Annotated in this window: 15 protein-coding genes; 6 read left to right on the top strand and 9 right to left on the bottom strand. The window is 40.1% G+C overall.

The window, feature by feature from the left end; genetic code table 11:
- Nucleotides 1-23: 23 nt before the first annotated feature.
- The 4 genes from dacB to AY601_RS23640 all read left to right on the top strand — a co-directional run bounded on the left by dacB (nt 24) and on the right by AY601_RS23640 (nt 4,761).
- Complete coding sequence (dacB, locus tag AY601_RS23655; protein WP_068406052.1) at nt 24-1,421, top strand: D-alanyl-D-alanine carboxypeptidase/D-alanyl-D-alanine-endopeptidase; 1,398 nt, start codon at nt 24-26, stop codon at nt 1,419-1,421.
- Nucleotides 1,422-1,577: 156 nt separating this feature from the next.
- Nucleotides 1,578-3,482 carry a beta-N-acetylhexosaminidase gene (locus AY601_RS23650; protein WP_068406049.1) on the top strand — a complete coding sequence of 635 codons (1,905 nt, stop codon included), beginning with the start codon at nt 1,578-1,580 and terminating at the stop codon, nt 3,480-3,482.
- Nucleotides 3,483-3,486: 4 nt separating this feature from the next.
- Nucleotides 3,487-4,296 carry a tRNA pseudouridine synthase A gene (locus AY601_RS23645; protein ID WP_068406046.1) on the top strand — a complete coding sequence of 270 codons (810 nt, stop codon included), beginning with the start codon at nt 3,487-3,489 and terminating at the stop codon, nt 4,294-4,296.
- A 66-nt stretch (nt 4,297-4,362) separates the two neighbouring features.
- A complete protein-coding gene (locus AY601_RS23640) occupies nt 4,363-4,761 on the top strand; it encodes an acyl-CoA thioesterase (RefSeq protein WP_068406043.1) in 399 nt (132 codons plus the stop codon).
- Here AY601_RS23640 and AY601_RS23635 read toward each other — a convergent pair.
- Genes AY601_RS23635 through AY601_RS23620 form a run of 4 tightly spaced genes read right to left on the bottom strand, consistent with a single transcriptional unit; the run spans nt 4,758 to nt 8,051 of the window.
- Nucleotides 4,758-5,264: a shikimate kinase gene (locus AY601_RS23635; RefSeq protein WP_068406039.1), complete on the bottom strand. Its 507-nt coding sequence runs from the start codon at nt 5,262-5,264 to the stop codon at nt 4,758-4,760. The two genes, AY601_RS23640 and AY601_RS23635, sit on opposite strands and share 4 nt — an antisense overlap.
- The gene (locus AY601_RS23630) at nt 5,264-6,322 is read right to left on the bottom strand and encodes an ABC transporter permease (protein ID WP_068406036.1); all 1,059 of its coding nucleotides are present in this window, start codon (nt 6,320-6,322) and stop codon (nt 5,264-5,266) included. The genes AY601_RS23635 and AY601_RS23630 overlap by 1 nt, the downstream gene beginning before the upstream one ends.
- A 5-nt stretch (nt 6,323-6,327) precedes the next feature.
- On the bottom strand, nt 6,328-7,479 hold the full coding sequence (locus AY601_RS23625; protein ID WP_068406032.1) for a BT_3928 family protein: 1,152 nt from the start codon (nt 7,477-7,479) through the stop codon (nt 6,328-6,330).
- 29 nt (nt 7,480-7,508) lie between these two features.
- Nucleotides 7,509-8,051 carry a DUF1599 domain-containing protein gene (locus AY601_RS23620; RefSeq protein WP_068406028.1) on the bottom strand — a complete coding sequence of 181 codons (543 nt, stop codon included), beginning with the start codon at nt 8,049-8,051 and terminating at the stop codon, nt 7,509-7,511.
- A 126-nt stretch (nt 8,052-8,177) separates the two neighbouring features.
- Here AY601_RS23620 and folP point away from each other — a divergent pair, with 126 nt between their 5' ends.
- Both folP and cdaA read left to right on the top strand, forming a co-directional pair.
- Complete coding sequence (gene folP, locus AY601_RS23615) at nt 8,178-9,035, top strand: dihydropteroate synthase (protein WP_084359605.1); 858 nt, start codon at nt 8,178-8,180, stop codon at nt 9,033-9,035.
- 21 nt (nt 9,036-9,056) lie between these two features.
- Complete coding sequence (gene cdaA, locus AY601_RS23610) at nt 9,057-9,848, top strand: diadenylate cyclase CdaA (RefSeq protein ID WP_068406022.1); 792 nt, start codon at nt 9,057-9,059, stop codon at nt 9,846-9,848.
- 106 nt (nt 9,849-9,954) lie between these two features.
- On the opposite strand, the gene AY601_RS23605 is transcribed toward cdaA, so the two are convergent.
- From AY601_RS23605 to AY601_RS23585, 5 genes are all read right to left on the bottom strand, one after another.
- Entirely contained in the window at nt 9,955-10,365 is a 411-nt protein-coding gene (locus AY601_RS23605) for a BrxA/BrxB family bacilliredoxin (protein ID WP_068406018.1), read from the bottom strand.
- Between the two features lie 145 nt (nt 10,366-10,510).
- Nucleotides 10,511-11,284, bottom strand: coding sequence for a hypothetical protein (locus tag AY601_RS23600; protein ID WP_157288081.1), 774 nt, complete (start codon nt 11,282-11,284; stop codon nt 10,511-10,513).
- A 6-nt stretch (nt 11,285-11,290) separates the two neighbouring features.
- Nucleotides 11,291-11,935 carry a hypothetical protein gene (locus tag AY601_RS23595; protein ID WP_068406011.1) on the bottom strand — a complete coding sequence of 215 codons (645 nt, stop codon included), beginning with the start codon at nt 11,933-11,935 and terminating at the stop codon, nt 11,291-11,293.
- A 19-nt stretch (nt 11,936-11,954) separates the two neighbouring features.
- The gene (locus AY601_RS23590) at nt 11,955-12,593 is read right to left on the bottom strand and encodes a hypothetical protein (protein WP_068406008.1); all 639 of its coding nucleotides are present in this window, start codon (nt 12,591-12,593) and stop codon (nt 11,955-11,957) included.
- 2 nt (nt 12,594-12,595) lie between these two features.
- A complete protein-coding gene (locus AY601_RS23585) occupies nt 12,596-15,364 on the bottom strand; it encodes an OmpA family protein (protein WP_068406005.1) in 2,769 nt (922 codons plus the stop codon).

The raw sequence follows: 15,364 nt of genomic DNA, 5'->3' as shown, positions 1-15,364 counted from the left end.
TGCAATAGAATTATCCGATACAGATGTTAAAAAAATCAATAGTATTCCTGTTCGTGCTTTCGCACGGTTTTTCATTTGCCCAGAGCCCTGTGCAAAAATTAACACAATCCTTCAATACACTATCAGAAGACAAGCAAGCAAAATATGCGATTACTTCAATTTGTGTATTAGATGCTAAAACAGGAAAACAACTATATGCAAAGAACGAGAATATCGGGCTTGCTACTGCTTCTACGTTAAAAACAATCACCTCAGCAACTGCATTTTCTATTCTGGGAAAGGATTTCCACTATCAAACTACGATGGGCTACAGTGGCAGTATCAGTGCTGATGGCACCTTAAAAGGAGATTTGATTATAATGGGCGGTGGCGACCCTACGCTGGGCTCTCCACGTTATGCAAACAGCAAAGAAAATGTAGTCTTAGCGCAATGGGTTTCGGCAATCAAAGCAGCAGGTATTAAAAGAGTTGAAGGTAAAGTGATTGGTGATGATGGCCTTTGGGGCACCCAATCTACACCAGATGGTTGGATATGGCAAGATCTAGGCAATTATTATGGTGCAGGTACATCGGCCTTAAGCTGGAGAGAAAATCAGTTTGACATTAAACTCCGTCCGGGGAATCCGGTTGCTGTACTTAAAACAGTACCAGATATGCCCTACCTGACTATCGTCAATGAATTAAAACCGGGTACTGCAGGTAGTGGAGATAATGCTTATGCTTACCTCCCGCCTTTATCGAATGTGGCTTACCTGAGAGGCACATGGGCAACAGATATACAAAAACAAGGTATTGCAGCAGCCTTACCTGATCCGGCTTATGAAGCAGCATTCCGTTTGAAAGATACTTTAGCCAAGGCAGGCATCCAGGTTACTGAAGCGCCGGTAACAAGCCGCCAGCTTTCTGCAGCCAAATTACCTTTGCCAGAGATTAAACAAAAACTGAGTACGATAACCTCTCCTGCCCTGCCCGAGATCGTTTATTGGTTAAATAAAAAAAGTATCAACTTATATGCAGAACATCTTTTAAGAACTATCGCCTGGAAATCGGGTGTTGTACCTACTACAAGTAATGGTGCAGCCACAGAGGTTAAATTCTGGGCCGCTAAAGGATTTGATAAAAATGCCATGAACATTATTGATGGCAGCGGACTTTCCCCAGCAAACAGAGTAACAACTTCGGCCATGGCCAATATCCTTTTCCAGGTACAGCAGGAAAACTGGTTCCCGGACTTCTATAAATCTTTACCAGAATACAATGGCATGAAATTAAAAAGCGGTACGATCAACGATGTTTCTGCATTTGCGGGCTATTATACTGCTGATAATGGCAGTAAATATGTAATTGTAATCAATATTAACAATTATTCAGGTTCTGGCATTAACAGTAAACTATTCAAAGTGCTCGATGCCCTTAAGTAGCAATAATTTATCCACAGAAACCCCGTATTTATCCACAAATTGTTAAATTGCAACCTTTTACCAATTTCACAAGCACAAGCCCCTCTTCATTTTATGAATAAATTCTTACCTTTTATATGCTGCCTACTTTTTTATACAAGCACATATAGTCAACAAATGGGATCCGGAACTTCTAATTCTTCTGTTATAGATAGCAATACCAATTTTACCAGCAGACCACCTGAATTTTCAATAATTCCTGAGCCTGTATCTTTGTTAAAAACCAATGGTTCTTTCACTTTACCAGATAAAATAGTTGTTTTAGCGACTCCGGAGATGAAATTTGTCGTGGATTACCTGAAGGAAAAACTGTCCATTCCTACGGGTAAGTTTATCGCTGAATTTGCACATACACAAGCAACAGGGACCATCAGATTAGTACTCAATCCCAGACCAGATGCAACTTTAGGAAATGAAGGCTATCACCTTTCAGTAACGCCAACTATGATCATCATTAAAGCGAATCAGGCTGCGGGATTGTTCTATGGTGTGCAAAGTTTGTTGCAACTTTTCCCGAAAGAAATAGAATCCAAAGAGTTAGTGGAAGGTGTCACCTGGAAGATCCCATGTGTAGAAGTTACTGACTACCCACGCGTAGCCTGGAGAGGATTGATGTTTGATGTAGCCCGCCACTTTTTCACCAAACAAGAAGTGAAGCAGTACATCGATGCAATGGTCCGCTATAAGTTTAACCTGCTGCATCTTCACCTCACGGATGATGAGGGCTGGAGATTAGAAATTAAAGGCTTACCGAAATTAACTGAAGTAGGCGCATGGAATGTTAAAAAAGTAGGTGATTTCGGTACTTTCAGCACACCTGGAGCTGATGAACCGCGTACTTATGGTGGTTTTTATACGCAGGACGATGTCAGAGAACTGATTAAATATGCCAAAGACAGATTCGTAGATATTTTACCAGAGATTGATGTTCCCGGACATAGTCTTGCAGCAGTTGTTTCTTATCCGGAACTCTCTTGTACCCCGGGCGCAGAAACTTACCGTGTACGTTCAGGAGAACGCATTATGGACTGGTCAAAAGGGGCGCCACCAATTGCATTGGTAGACAATACCCTATGCCCGGCCAATGAAAAAGTTTACGCTTTCCTGGATACCGTCATTACGCAGGTAGCCGCATTATTCCCTTTTGAATACATTCATATGGGTGGTGATGAAGCTCCGATAAATTACTGGCAGAAAAGTGAGGCGATTAAAGCACTGATGTTAAGAGAAGGCTTAAAAGATATACATCAGGTGCAGGGATATTTTGAGAAGAGAGTAGAGAAAATTGTGGAATCGAAAGGTAAGAAATTTATGGGCTGGGATGAGATCATGGAGAGTGATATCCCAACAGGTGCAGCAGTGATGAGCTGGAGAAGCCCAAAATTCGGAATAGAAGCTTCCCGTGCCAAACATGAAGTGGTAATGAGCCCACAAGGCACTAACTATCTCGATTTGATGCAAGGTGATGTTACTTCTGAATCCAAAGTATATAATTCTGTCCGTTTAGGTAAGGCCTATGAATTTGACCCTATCCCAGCCGGAGCAGACCCTAAATACATCAAAGGAGGACAAGGGAACTTATGGACAGAACAAGTCTATAATATCCGCCAGGCCGAATATATGACCTGGCCAAGAGGTTATGCCATTGCAGAATCTGTATGGTCTCCCAAAGAGAAGAAAAACTGGACTAATTTTACCGGTAAAGTCGAGCAGCATTTTCATAGAATGGACATTGCTGAAACTAAATATTCACCAGCAATTTATGACCCTATTGTAAAAGCAAGCAGAACTGCTGATAAACAGGTGATGGTTGAACTGACTACTGAAATTGATGGGCTGGATATTTATTACAGCTTCGACAATTCGACTCCTGACAGGTTTTATCCAAAATATACAGAGAAAGTGGTCATCCCGAAGGATGCAAACCAAATGCGTGTGATTACCTACAGAGGTAAACAGGCGATCGGCAGATTACTAACAATAGCTGTTGATGATTTAAATAAAAGAGCAGGAAAAAGATAAGCGGTTGAGATACTTCGTACACATCAGTTACAATGGTTTACAATACAATGGCTGGCAAAAGCAGCTGAATGTATTGAATATTCAGGGCGTGATAGAAAACGCCCTGACCCAGATTTTCAAGGTACCCGTATTCATTAATGGATGCGGCCGGACAGATGCGCAGGTTCATGCCAGCCAGTTCTTTTTTCATATGGATATTGAACAGCCATGGGATTTTGATCTGATCTTCAGGCTCAATAAACTACTCCCATTGAATATTGCGGTTTACGATATTATACCGATGGAAGGTTTACCCCATGCCCGGTTTGATGCCGTACAACGCGCTTATGATTATTTTCTGCATACTTATAAAGACCCGTTTTTAAACGGCCTGAGCTCTTACTATCTGCTGGAGAATCTGCAATGGGACCAAATGAAAGCAGCGGTCGCTTTACTCCCATTATACAAAGATTACCGCGCCTTTTGTACCAGTCCCGATAAATATGAGCATACTTTATGTTATGTAAGATCTGCCAGTTTAATGGTCGACGAAAAAGGGGAGAAAATGAGGTTTCAGATCTCCTCTAACCGGTTTTTAGGAAAGATGATCCGTATTATTATGGGGCAGCTTTTGAAAATCGGACAAGGAACACTTAGTGTGGATGAGTTTGAAAGCCATCTGATCAGCAGAAAAACACCTGCCTTAATTACTCCTGCACATCCTCAGGGATTATACCTTTCTAAAGTAACTTACCCCTACCTGAACCTTCCGCCAAGAGTAGATTTCTCTGCTGTACTTCAAAAACACGCAGATACGAACTGGAAAGCGCTTTAACATTATTTACGCTCAGGTGAGATTCGGGCATTAAGAAACTCTTATTTTTGTAGAAATTTAAATATTATGAATTTCCACACCAGAAAATGGATCAAACCCGAAGACTTAAATCCTAACGGAAGCTTATTTGGAGGCAGTTTATTAAGATGGATAGATGAAGAGGCAGCAATTTATGCTATTGTTCAACTAGGCAATCCAAGAGTTGTGACCAAATATATTTCGGAGATCAACTTTGTCAGCTCTGCAAAACAGGGAGATATTATTGAAATGGGGATTACTGCAATCGCTTTTGGCAATACCTCTTTGACGATGCGTTGTGAAGTCCGCAACAAGATTACCAGAAAAAGCATTTTAACAATCGATAAAATGGTCTTCGTAAACGTTGATGAATATGGCAATCCGGTCGCACACGGCAGAAAAGAAATCAAATTTATAGAAGAGCAGTTCGCTGCCGAAGATCATTAGTTCCGGGCCAGGATTTCTGCACGGATATCGTCGGCGGTCAAGCTGATCCCACTCATCACCAATGCTGCTTTAGTATAAAATGGCTCACGTTCAGCCAGTTTACTTTCAATAAATTCAAGCACTCCTTCGGGAGTCAGATTACGCAGCAGCGGACGCTTGGCTATTCCACTTTCCAGGCGTTTAGCCAAGGCAGTTGGCGGCATCTCAATGTAGATTGTTGTGCCATTGGCATTCATCCAGTCTATATTGTCAAAGAAGCATGGTGTTCCCCCGCCCGTCGCGATTACGCAGTTTTTTGGATAATTAAAAGCCTGAAGCGTTTCACTTTCCAATTTACGGAAAGCTTCTTCTCCATGGGTTGAAAAATAATCACCTACGGCAAGCCCTGTATTTTTCTCAATCTGGTGATCCAGATCAATCAGATCATAACCAAGCTTAGTCGCCAATTTTCTTCCCAGCGTACTCTTGCCGCATCCCATAAAACCAATCAGAAATATCTTCATTAATTATTCAATTTTACTCTTGGGTCAACAAGAGCATACAATACATCTACAAAAATATTAATTACTACGAATACCAGTGCAATAAAAAGAATCGATCCCATCACTACAGGGAAATCGGACATCTCCAAAGCTCTGACCGTAGCCCTGCCTAACCCATTATAACCAAAAATATATTCTACAAAGAAAGAACCAGCAAGTAAAGATGCAAACCAGCCTGAAATTGCTGTAATTACAGGATTCATGGCATTCTTTAAAGCATGTTTATAAATAATAGCATTGCGTCCCAAGCCTTTGGCGCGTGCAGTGCGGATATAATCTTGCGCCAGTATATCAAGCATTGCTGTTCTGGTCAGCTGTACAATAATTGCCAGCGGGCGAAGACCAAGTGTAAGCACCGGCAATACCAGGTTTTTCAACGTCAGCACTTCTCCTTTAAATGGATCATAACTATATAAACTCCCGGACATATTCAAGCCAGTATACGGCCCCAGTACAAAACCGAAAAACCAGGCGATAATAATACCCGCAAAAAAAGAGGGCGCTGATAATCCCATGATTGCAAAAGAATTGACCGAATGATCAATCCAGGTATTTTTATATACCGCTGAGAGTACGCCCAGTAAAACACCCAGTAATGTGGCAAACAACATGGCTGTGGCAGCTAATACAAAGGTGTTAGGGACAGTTTCTGATAGTATCGTTGATACTTCCCGCTTTGTTTGATAAGATCGCCTCAAATAGGGCCATTTCAAGGCAATAACACCAGATGAATAACTAATCAAACGTATATAATGATACTTTTCCTGTGCCTGTTTATTATCCTCATGCAAACCAACCGGGGACAGATCATTCAGGAACAGGATAAATTGCATGGGCTTAGAGCGGTCTAACCCGAATTCTTTACGTACAGCTTCTAAAGATTGTATGTCAGCGCGCTGTCCCAGTGTCATCCTTGCCGGATCGCCCGGCAGGATGTTGAACAGAACAAATACAACAACTACTACACCCGCCATCACAGCGAGCCCATAGCCGAATTTCCTGAGCGCGTAAAACCACATCTGAGTTACTTATTGAAATAAGTGGCTTTTAATTTTTCCAGTGAAGGCAGAGACTGGTAACTCCATTTATTAATAACAACCCCGTTTTTCATGAGTACAATACCAGGATTAGCTCTGACCATACTTTTTAAAGGTACAGCATCGGCATAAAATATCTCCGCAAATAACTTATGTTGTTTACTGAATACCGCAGCATCCTGAGCAGAATTAGAAGTCAGCAATACTGTCCGGATATTGAACTGTTCTGTCAGATCCAGGGTCATTGCATTCAATTTCCCGATAGCATCTTCATCGGTATGGTTCAGGTTATAGGCAACGATCAAAATATTATAATATGGGTTTTCTATCAGTTCTTTAGTATAATCAGTTCCTGAAGCATCGCTGATCACCAGATCTTTAATTTTAGCTTCATAACCTTTCTTAAGCAGTTTCTGTACCGGCTGGCCAACAATTTCCCAGTTGTTATCTTTCCAGATTTCTGTTTTCAGATAGTCCTTGTCACTCATTTCTTTGGTCTCTCCGGTTGCTTTGTTTTTCAGCTTGTACATGATCAGATAAAGATCCGGTTCTGCACCAGCAGGAATTTTCATCGCCTCTGGTAAGCTTGCCCCTTTTTTATAAGGTAAAAAGTCGAGTACAGGAAGGTAGGTATAAGTGTAGATACTGAAGATTACAGCAAGTGCAACCACAGCGATCAGGCCAATCTTTTGCTGGCCGGGATTTGTAGTGAGCGGTAAAATTTTATTGCGGTTGATAAACAGGTATACAATCAGGACCAATAAGATCAGATCTTTGGAGAAAGATTGCCATGGCGTTAAAGGAATAGCATCTCCGAAACAGCCGCAAGAAGTGACTACTTTAAAGGCAGCAGATACAAAGGTCAGGAAAGTAAAAAAGATGATGATCCCAAGCAGACCTGTGGACACTTTCTTACTCCAGAAACCAAATAATAATAAGGCACCCAATACAATTTCAAGCACACAAAGAAAGATCGCTATCCCAGTCGCATATGGACTAAAGACAGAGATATGAAATACATCAAAGTATTCCTCTAACTTATATCCGAATCCCAGTGGATCGTTGGCCTTGATCAGACCAGAGAAAATAAAAAGTATCCCTACAAATATTCTTGAAAAATTCAGCGCGGCTTTGTTCATCTTTTTACAGCTATTTTTATGTATTGATATTATTTCACATCCATTCTGATCAGTGCAAAAACTGCATAGTTCAGCATGTCCTGATAGTTGGCAACCACACCTTCTGAGGCGACAGTCTCTCCAAGATTATCTTCAATTTGTTTCACTCTGAATACTTTCATCAGGATAAGGTCAGTGAGTGAACTGATTCTCATGTCTCTCCAGGCTTCACCATAATCGTGATTTTTCGCCAGCATCAAATCTCTGGTTTCTTTTACCTTTTGATCAAACAGGGCCTCCACTTTTGCAAGCTCCAGTTCATTCGGGTCATTCGCTGTCATTTCACTTTGCATCATTGCAATTACACAGTAATTGATAATACCGATATATTCAGGAATAATCCCCTCTCCAACTTTAGAAACTTTCTTTTCTTCCAGCGTCCGTATCCGCTGCGCTTTGATGAACAACTGATCAGTAATAGAAGACAAACGCAGAATGCGCCATGCCGTTCCATAGTCTTTGGTTTTCTTTAAAAAAAGCGATTTACAAACCGCAATTACTGAGTCGAATTCTTGTGAGGTATTTGTTGCCAAAACAATTAAAATATTTAGAGTCTGATAAATTTTAAACGGCTCTTAGAAATCGTCTAAATTTATCAGATAAATTTAAACAGCTTCTTAGTTTAAAGCTATTTTAATACTGTATTTTTGTACAGAATGATGGCTAAAGATACATTTTTAAACCGAAAAATAACACTTAACCTAAAAGGTGAACTCCTTGATTTAAGCCGTCCGTGTGTCATGGGCATATTGAATTTAACTCCCGATTCTTTCTATAGCAACAGCAGAATGGACTCTATAGATGCAGCATTGGAAAGAGCAGAAATTTGTCTTAAGGAGGGCGCTGCTTTTATTGATATCGGGGCCTATTCTTCCCGTCCGGGAGCAGCTGAAGTGACTACAGAGGAGGAACTTCAGAGAATGATCCCTGCAATTACAGCCATCAGTAAAAGATTTCCGGAAGCTAAGTTATCTATTGATACTTTCCGTGCTAAAGTTGCCAGAGAAAGTATTGAAGCCGGAGCACATGTGGTGAATGATATTTCGGGAGGAAACCTTGATGAACTGATGTTTGAGACCGTTGCGGCATTAAATGTACCCTATATCCTGATGCATATGCAGGGTACTCCGCAAACTATGCAGCAAAAGCCCGTTTATAAAAACATAGGACTTGAAGTGGTAGACTACCTTGCAGAAAAAGTGAATGCATTAAAGGCACTCGGTGTTAAAGATATTATCCTGGATCCCGGTTTCGGCTTTGCTAAAAACACAACACACAATTACCAATTAATGAATCAGCTGCAAAACCTGGATGTATTCGGTTTACCAGTACTGGTTGGTATTTCAAGAAAATCGATGGTCTATAAATTATTAGGCACTACGGCCGATGAAGCACTGAACGGAACGACAGTTTTAAATACAATCGCCTTACAAAAGGGGGCAGCAATTTTACGTGTGCATGATGTAAAGGCTGCTGTTGAGTGTATCTCAATTGTCGAAAAAATGCAACAATCTTAATATTTTCCTAACTTGGCGACAATGAAAGGCTTCGATTTTGATTTTCTAACAATAACAGTGACGGATGTAGTGGACATTTTGTTCGTTGCCTTCCTGATCTATTATACTTATAACCTGATTAAAAATACGCTGGCCGTTAATTTACTGCTCGGTATGTTTATCATTCTGATTCTGTGGTTTGTGGTAGATGCGCTGAATATGCGTCTGCTGTCAACTATCATCAATAAATTCATGAGTGTAGGGATTATCGCATTGATTGTGATATTCCAGCCCGAGATCAGGCGTTTCTTACTGCTGATTGGTAAGAACACCTTTCTACAGAAAAACAAAGCCTGGTGGGGATACCTATTCGGCAGCAAAGATATTGAACGCGATAACCTGGTCAGGATTAAACCTATTATCGATGCCTGTAAAAGCATGAAAAAGTCCAGAACAGGGGCTTTGATTGTATTCGTTAAATTTTATGATGATCAGCTATTTGCTAACAGCTGTGAATTGATAGATTCTAAAATCTCCAAACGTTTATTAGAAAGTATATTTCAAAAATATAGTCCGCTGCATGATGGAGCTGTAGTTATTGCGGAGAATAAGATTAAAAGTGCCAGCTGTATCTTACCGTTGACAGACAATGATAAATTGCCTCCGCAATTCGGCTTACGTCACCGCGCCGGAATTGGTGTGTCAGAAACTACCGATGCCGTTGCAGTTATTGTATCTGAAGAAACTGGCGAAATTGCTTATGCGAAACAAGGCAGGGTAAGGATGAATGTTTCTTTCGGAGAACTGGAAAAACTACTGAATAAGGATTTTTAAACTGTTCAAACTACAGGGTCACCAGAAACTCAGACGCAATAAAAAATCCGGTACAATGACCGGATTCCTTACCGGTATACACCGGACATATCTTTTAAGATATCAATTAGCAATATTGATCAAAAGCACCTTTAAGGTTGTCAGCGATCATTTGAGCAGCACGTCCTTCAATTTGATGACGTTCGATCATATGTACTAATTTACCATCTTTGAACAATGCCATAGCTGGAGAAGATGGAGGAAATGGTACCATATAGCTTCTTGCTCTGTCTACCGCTTCTTTTTCCATTCCTGCAAAAACAGTAATCATTTTATCAGGGTGTTTCTCATTCGCAGCTGCTAATTTTGCTGCTGGTCTTGCATTTGAGGCTGCACAGCCACAAACAGAATTCACCACTACAAAAACAGTTCCTTTTGAAGAAATCGCGTTGTCCACATCTTCTGCAGTTTTCATTTCTTCAAAACCTACATTTGTAAGTTCTGCACGCATTGGTTCAACTAAATATTCTGGATACATATATAAAAGCTTTAATATTATTCAATTTTACTCTACAAAGGTACTGCACTGTTACATAGCATCAAAGGATTACTCACAGGCTGAATAGTTTTTTACCTTGAAATTACTTTGAACCGCCAGCCTTGTAAATCCGGATCTGACAGGATTAAATGATTTCAAAAGCCGTTTTTCCCTTCGGAATATAGAACATCATATCCAGCATCAGCTCTTCCTTAGTTTCTTCATTCACCAGGTACAGAGCCGATTCGCCGTTTATTTTCTTCAAAGCAGCCATTTTTCCGTTTCCATAAGTTTGCAGCACAGCATTGGCTGGAATGGGTGCGACTTTAAATCCGGCCTCAAAATCTTCAATTAAACCATTAATCCTGGCATTTGCCTGTTGCGGACTCATATACATCGAAGTGACCATGATATGTTCCCGGTTAGTAATCAATTCTTTGAAATGATCATATCTCTTATTGTTTATTAATGTAGCTATATTTTGATAAGCTGTTCTCAACTTCTCATTCATATCTTCCACATCTTTCAGGTTAGTTCCCTCCTGCCACCCTTTCAGTTGATAAGGAACAGTCGCATTAAAGGTTAACTGGTGCCGTAAGACCGGTATTTTCTGTTCTTCTTTTACAGGTGCGAATTGGTAAGCTGCCAATTGCTCTTTAAACACAAAATCCTTTTCCACATCATACAACTTAATATTAAATTTAAGCATTGCAGCAGGATCAAGACTCAGCTGCCCCGAATGAGGAAGTAAAGTTGCAGAGATCGTTTGTACGCCACTCTCCAGTATGGAAAAATTCACTGGAGTCATAGAGGCAACCTGCCCCGGAATATCCAGTGTCATTACAGAAATATCATTAATACGGATTTCAAACATGCAATGTGCCACACTGAAATCGACCATATAATAGGGTTGCCTCATCAGATCTTATTTTTTATTTGCTGTGGTAAGTTGTTTACTGGCTTCGCGGACATCCAGACTGATACTTGAAGAATAACCTTTCAGTGAAGCTAGTTCCGACACTTGGGAATTTGAATAATTCAGGATTGCCAATCTTGCTTCTTCATGTTTCTCTTTTGACATCGCATCCGTAAAGAAATGACCAATAGTAGTTTTTGGATCTATCCATACCCGGTTGAAATACTGGACGTTTTCACTAAAAACAGTGGTATAAGCATCATTTGGATAAGGTGCTTTTCCTAACTTCTGATCCAGTGCGGCAGCAAGAGCTTTAACTTGTGGTTCAGAAAACACTTTAAGCTCCACAAAACTTATCGTACTGTCTTTACGGGAATAATGAATAATAACCCTGTTCACAGAATCACCTAGTTTTCCTGATACGTCAACACCATTAAACTTCATCACTTTTGGATCTGCACTTTCAAATATATCATATTGTGCCAGTGTCCAGCTCGTAGTTTTACCTCCCTTTACAGGTAATGAAGTACCTTTGAGAGCCTGGCCTATGGTTTCTTTAAAATTGATATGAGCCAGGTCAAATTCAGCCGGTTTCTCACTTTTGCATGAGCAGCTGATCAGTATAATTAAAGCTAAGTAGATTGATGTTTTCATTATAATTTGTTTTTTAAGTCTATTCCTGAAGTCTCTTATAAGACCGCTTCAGCCTTTCGGCTACCGTATCACTGCTGCCCTGATCAGCAACTTTAGTACCATTATCAATGATAAACAGATCTGTTGAAAAATCCGGCTTGCCATCTATCTCCGTATAATTATCAGCAACGACAATTGTTTGGTTTGTTTTCTTATTTACATAAAATACTGCTGGATAACCCAGTACCTCTCCAGTAGCCCTGGGTTTTGGAACAGCTGCAAGTACAGTTCCCTTGCCGTATTTCGCAGCTATATATTTCCCTATTTTTTTAGCTTCTGCTTTTTTCTGTATTCTGATCACCAGACCGGCCAGTTTTGTATGCGCCTGATCACTAAAAAGAAATGAAACTGTACTGCTCAAGTCTGATTTAGAACCACTCTGGCTGCCATCCGTAAATTGCAGCGTACCAAATCTGAATTTATTAACGCTCTTAGTGGTCAGACAGGGTAAAGTTGTGGATATCTCTCTTTCCTCAGGATAAGCATCTTTACCTTTTAATACCTCAGTGATCGCAGTTCGGTAAGCCAGTTTTTCAAGGTCATACTTAGTCTGCGCTTTTACTATATTGATCATAAAAACAGTGATCAGTGTAAGTGTTAAAATTATATTCTTTTTCATAATTAATTGTCATCCCCTCTCATTAATGGTATCTGAACACTTATTCCTGAAATTTCCTCTAAACTTTTGATTACATCAAATTTCGGGATCACCTCTTTATAGTTTCCTTCTGCAAGTACCCAATCTCCTTTTTGATCTTTAACTAAATCTGCCGCAGGGGTACCTTTTTTAGTGGCTAATCCTACACTTGCAGTAATTATATATTCTGCATCCAACCCATCAAATCCTAGTTTAGGTTTATACATCAATCCTTTTGAATCATAATAAACTCCATGTCCGAAAGTGATCGAGGCACTTCCTTTTGCTTTAACTTCAAAATAGCCATCTACAGAAACCACTAGCATGGAAAGCTCCCCTTTGACCATTACACCAGCCTTTAATTCCACTCCCAGCGTACTGCTAGCTTCCAATTTGAAGGTATCTTCTTTAGTCTCAGATACGGTATTAAATCCAAAACCTATTTTAGTATTGATCATACTTGTAATGACCAGATCCATATAAAAATCTACACTGGCTTTAAATCCTACATCATCATTTCCAAGATCCAAACCTTTTTTAAGCTGCTCTTTAATTTTTTGGTATAATTTTACTGCTCCGGGAGCAGCAGAACCACCAGAAATAGCACCAGCGACAAAACCAACAGCAGCTCCAATCAGATCGATTGTCAATTCCAGACCAATCAGCGGATCTGCATTAAAATTAATATCTATCCGGGTACCTATTTTAGACATAGGTGCCCCTTTCTTTTTAGCACGCTGCAATTGCCAGGTTGCTGATAAAGAAAGATTAGGTGGTTTTACAGCAAATGAGATCGGCCCGTTTTTAAATCCTATATTTCTTACCGTTCCTTTAGTCTGCGCAGTGATCGCATCAGAAATAGAATTTAATCCGGAAAAAAGGCTGTAGAGTTTTTTAAATTTCCCTTCATGTTCTTTTTTAAACTCATCATGCCCGCCATATGTTCCGTCACCGCCCATATTCCAGTTGCTTTGCAAATTGAAACCAAAAGAAGCTTCCTTTTGTTTCCACCTTCTTTCTGCACCCAGTTTACCAGCCCTGCTCTGCATCTCTTTATGCTGTTCGGGCGTAAAGTTCTGCCACTTCACACTCAGATCATTAGTCAGGTTTAAGAAAAAAGTCAATACCCATTTAATATCAGAATAGGTGTTGATTACAAGTGTTGGTTTATTCTGATCAGAAAAATAAGCACAGGAATTGATATAATAATAGAACTTATTCGCCTGCCTGCTCATCGGCCAGATATAATCATAAGCATGCGTCCTTTCATCCAAAGGAGAATAAACCTTAGGGTGAATAGTTTCCGCTGCATCCAGCTTTAGTGTCGTACTTGCTTTATTGGGCAGCAGATCACCATAAGGAACTTCCAGCTTGTGCGGATTAGAAATCAGATTACACAGACCTTTAGTTTTAAAGTTGGAAATCTTTATCGGAATTTCTCTTTTGATACTTTCACCAGGCCCGATAGTCTCATACTGTATACTTACTGCGTTATGCGTAAAAATTTTAAGTTTTATAGTCGTCCTGCGGTTAACTATACTCCCCTGCTTACTCAGATTTTCATCCGGATTGTAAAGTTTTGTCTTTCCATATCCTTTGGGAAAAATTCTGGAAGCATCAATATTTTTAGAGACCAAATAATCTACAGCTGCTTTAGCCCTTTTTTCAGAGAGTTTCATATTGTACTCCGGTGTACCAAAACGATCTGTATGTGAACCTAATTCTACTGGCGTGTAAGGGATTTTCATCAAAATCTCTGCAATTTTGTCCAGCTTCTTTTTATCACTGTCCCGCACTTTATACTCATCAAAAGCATAATTGATTTTCTCATCCAGGTAGAATTCTGAATTCTTTGCGCCTTCAAGGTTGATCTTACCTTCATCAAATACCGGAACCGCTTCAGGGTCCATAAGCTCAATTTTAGTATACCGGCAATGATCTACCTGTTTCAAGTTCTCCAATGGAGGTCCTACCGTAGCTACAGTTAAGTTGGTCGGACTTGCTACTGCAGAAGTAGAAACTGCATTTTTAAGCCTGAGGAACCTGGCATGCATATCCTGGTTGCGGCTATCCAATACCAGTTTTTTTGTTAACGGATCCAGTACTTTAACATAAATCTCCTGAACGTCCGGACCAGTTTTAAGTTTGGGGTACCATAAATAAGTATGCCGGATCAGTAAATTGACTTCACCATTCTCACACAAAATATTGTTTAAAGTGTCTACTGGAAAATCATCTCCCCATTCCATTTTAAAGAACTGTATCGTGACTCTGTTTCCATTTAACCCTTCAGTAAATAATCTCAGATGGACATCATCGCCAAAACGGATAGGTTCTTTTCCCAGCGATGCTCCTTTATATTCTTTACTCCAGCTTGATGTTACAATCAATGGTTCGCAAACTCCCCTAACCAGTATACCAGCATGGAGACTCAGGTCAATAGATCCTGTCAGACTCGCTTCCAGGTAATACATGGGTGAACTCCCGCAAAGTTTTTTAGGAATGGATAACGCTCTGACTTCCGGAACACCGGTTTTTGAAGCCATTAGCACCTTTTTGCGCTTCACATCTTCATATAACCAGGTAATGTTATTTTTTTGTGCGTCAGTAGTTCCTGGAAACCATTCAACTACTTCAAATGCAGAGGCTACATCTGCTTTGATCAGTACTAAACTATCATTGGTGGTTCCGGGGAAATAACTTTCTCCAGCTTTTAATCGAATCTTCTTTGGTCCTTTTACAGTTTTCGCCAT

The organism is Pedobacter cryoconitis, from assembly GCF_001590605.1.
Taxonomy (GTDB): domain Bacteria; phylum Bacteroidota; class Bacteroidia; order Sphingobacteriales; family Sphingobacteriaceae; genus Pedobacter; species Pedobacter cryoconitis_A.
This window is presented reverse-complemented; position numbering and strand designations above follow the sequence as displayed.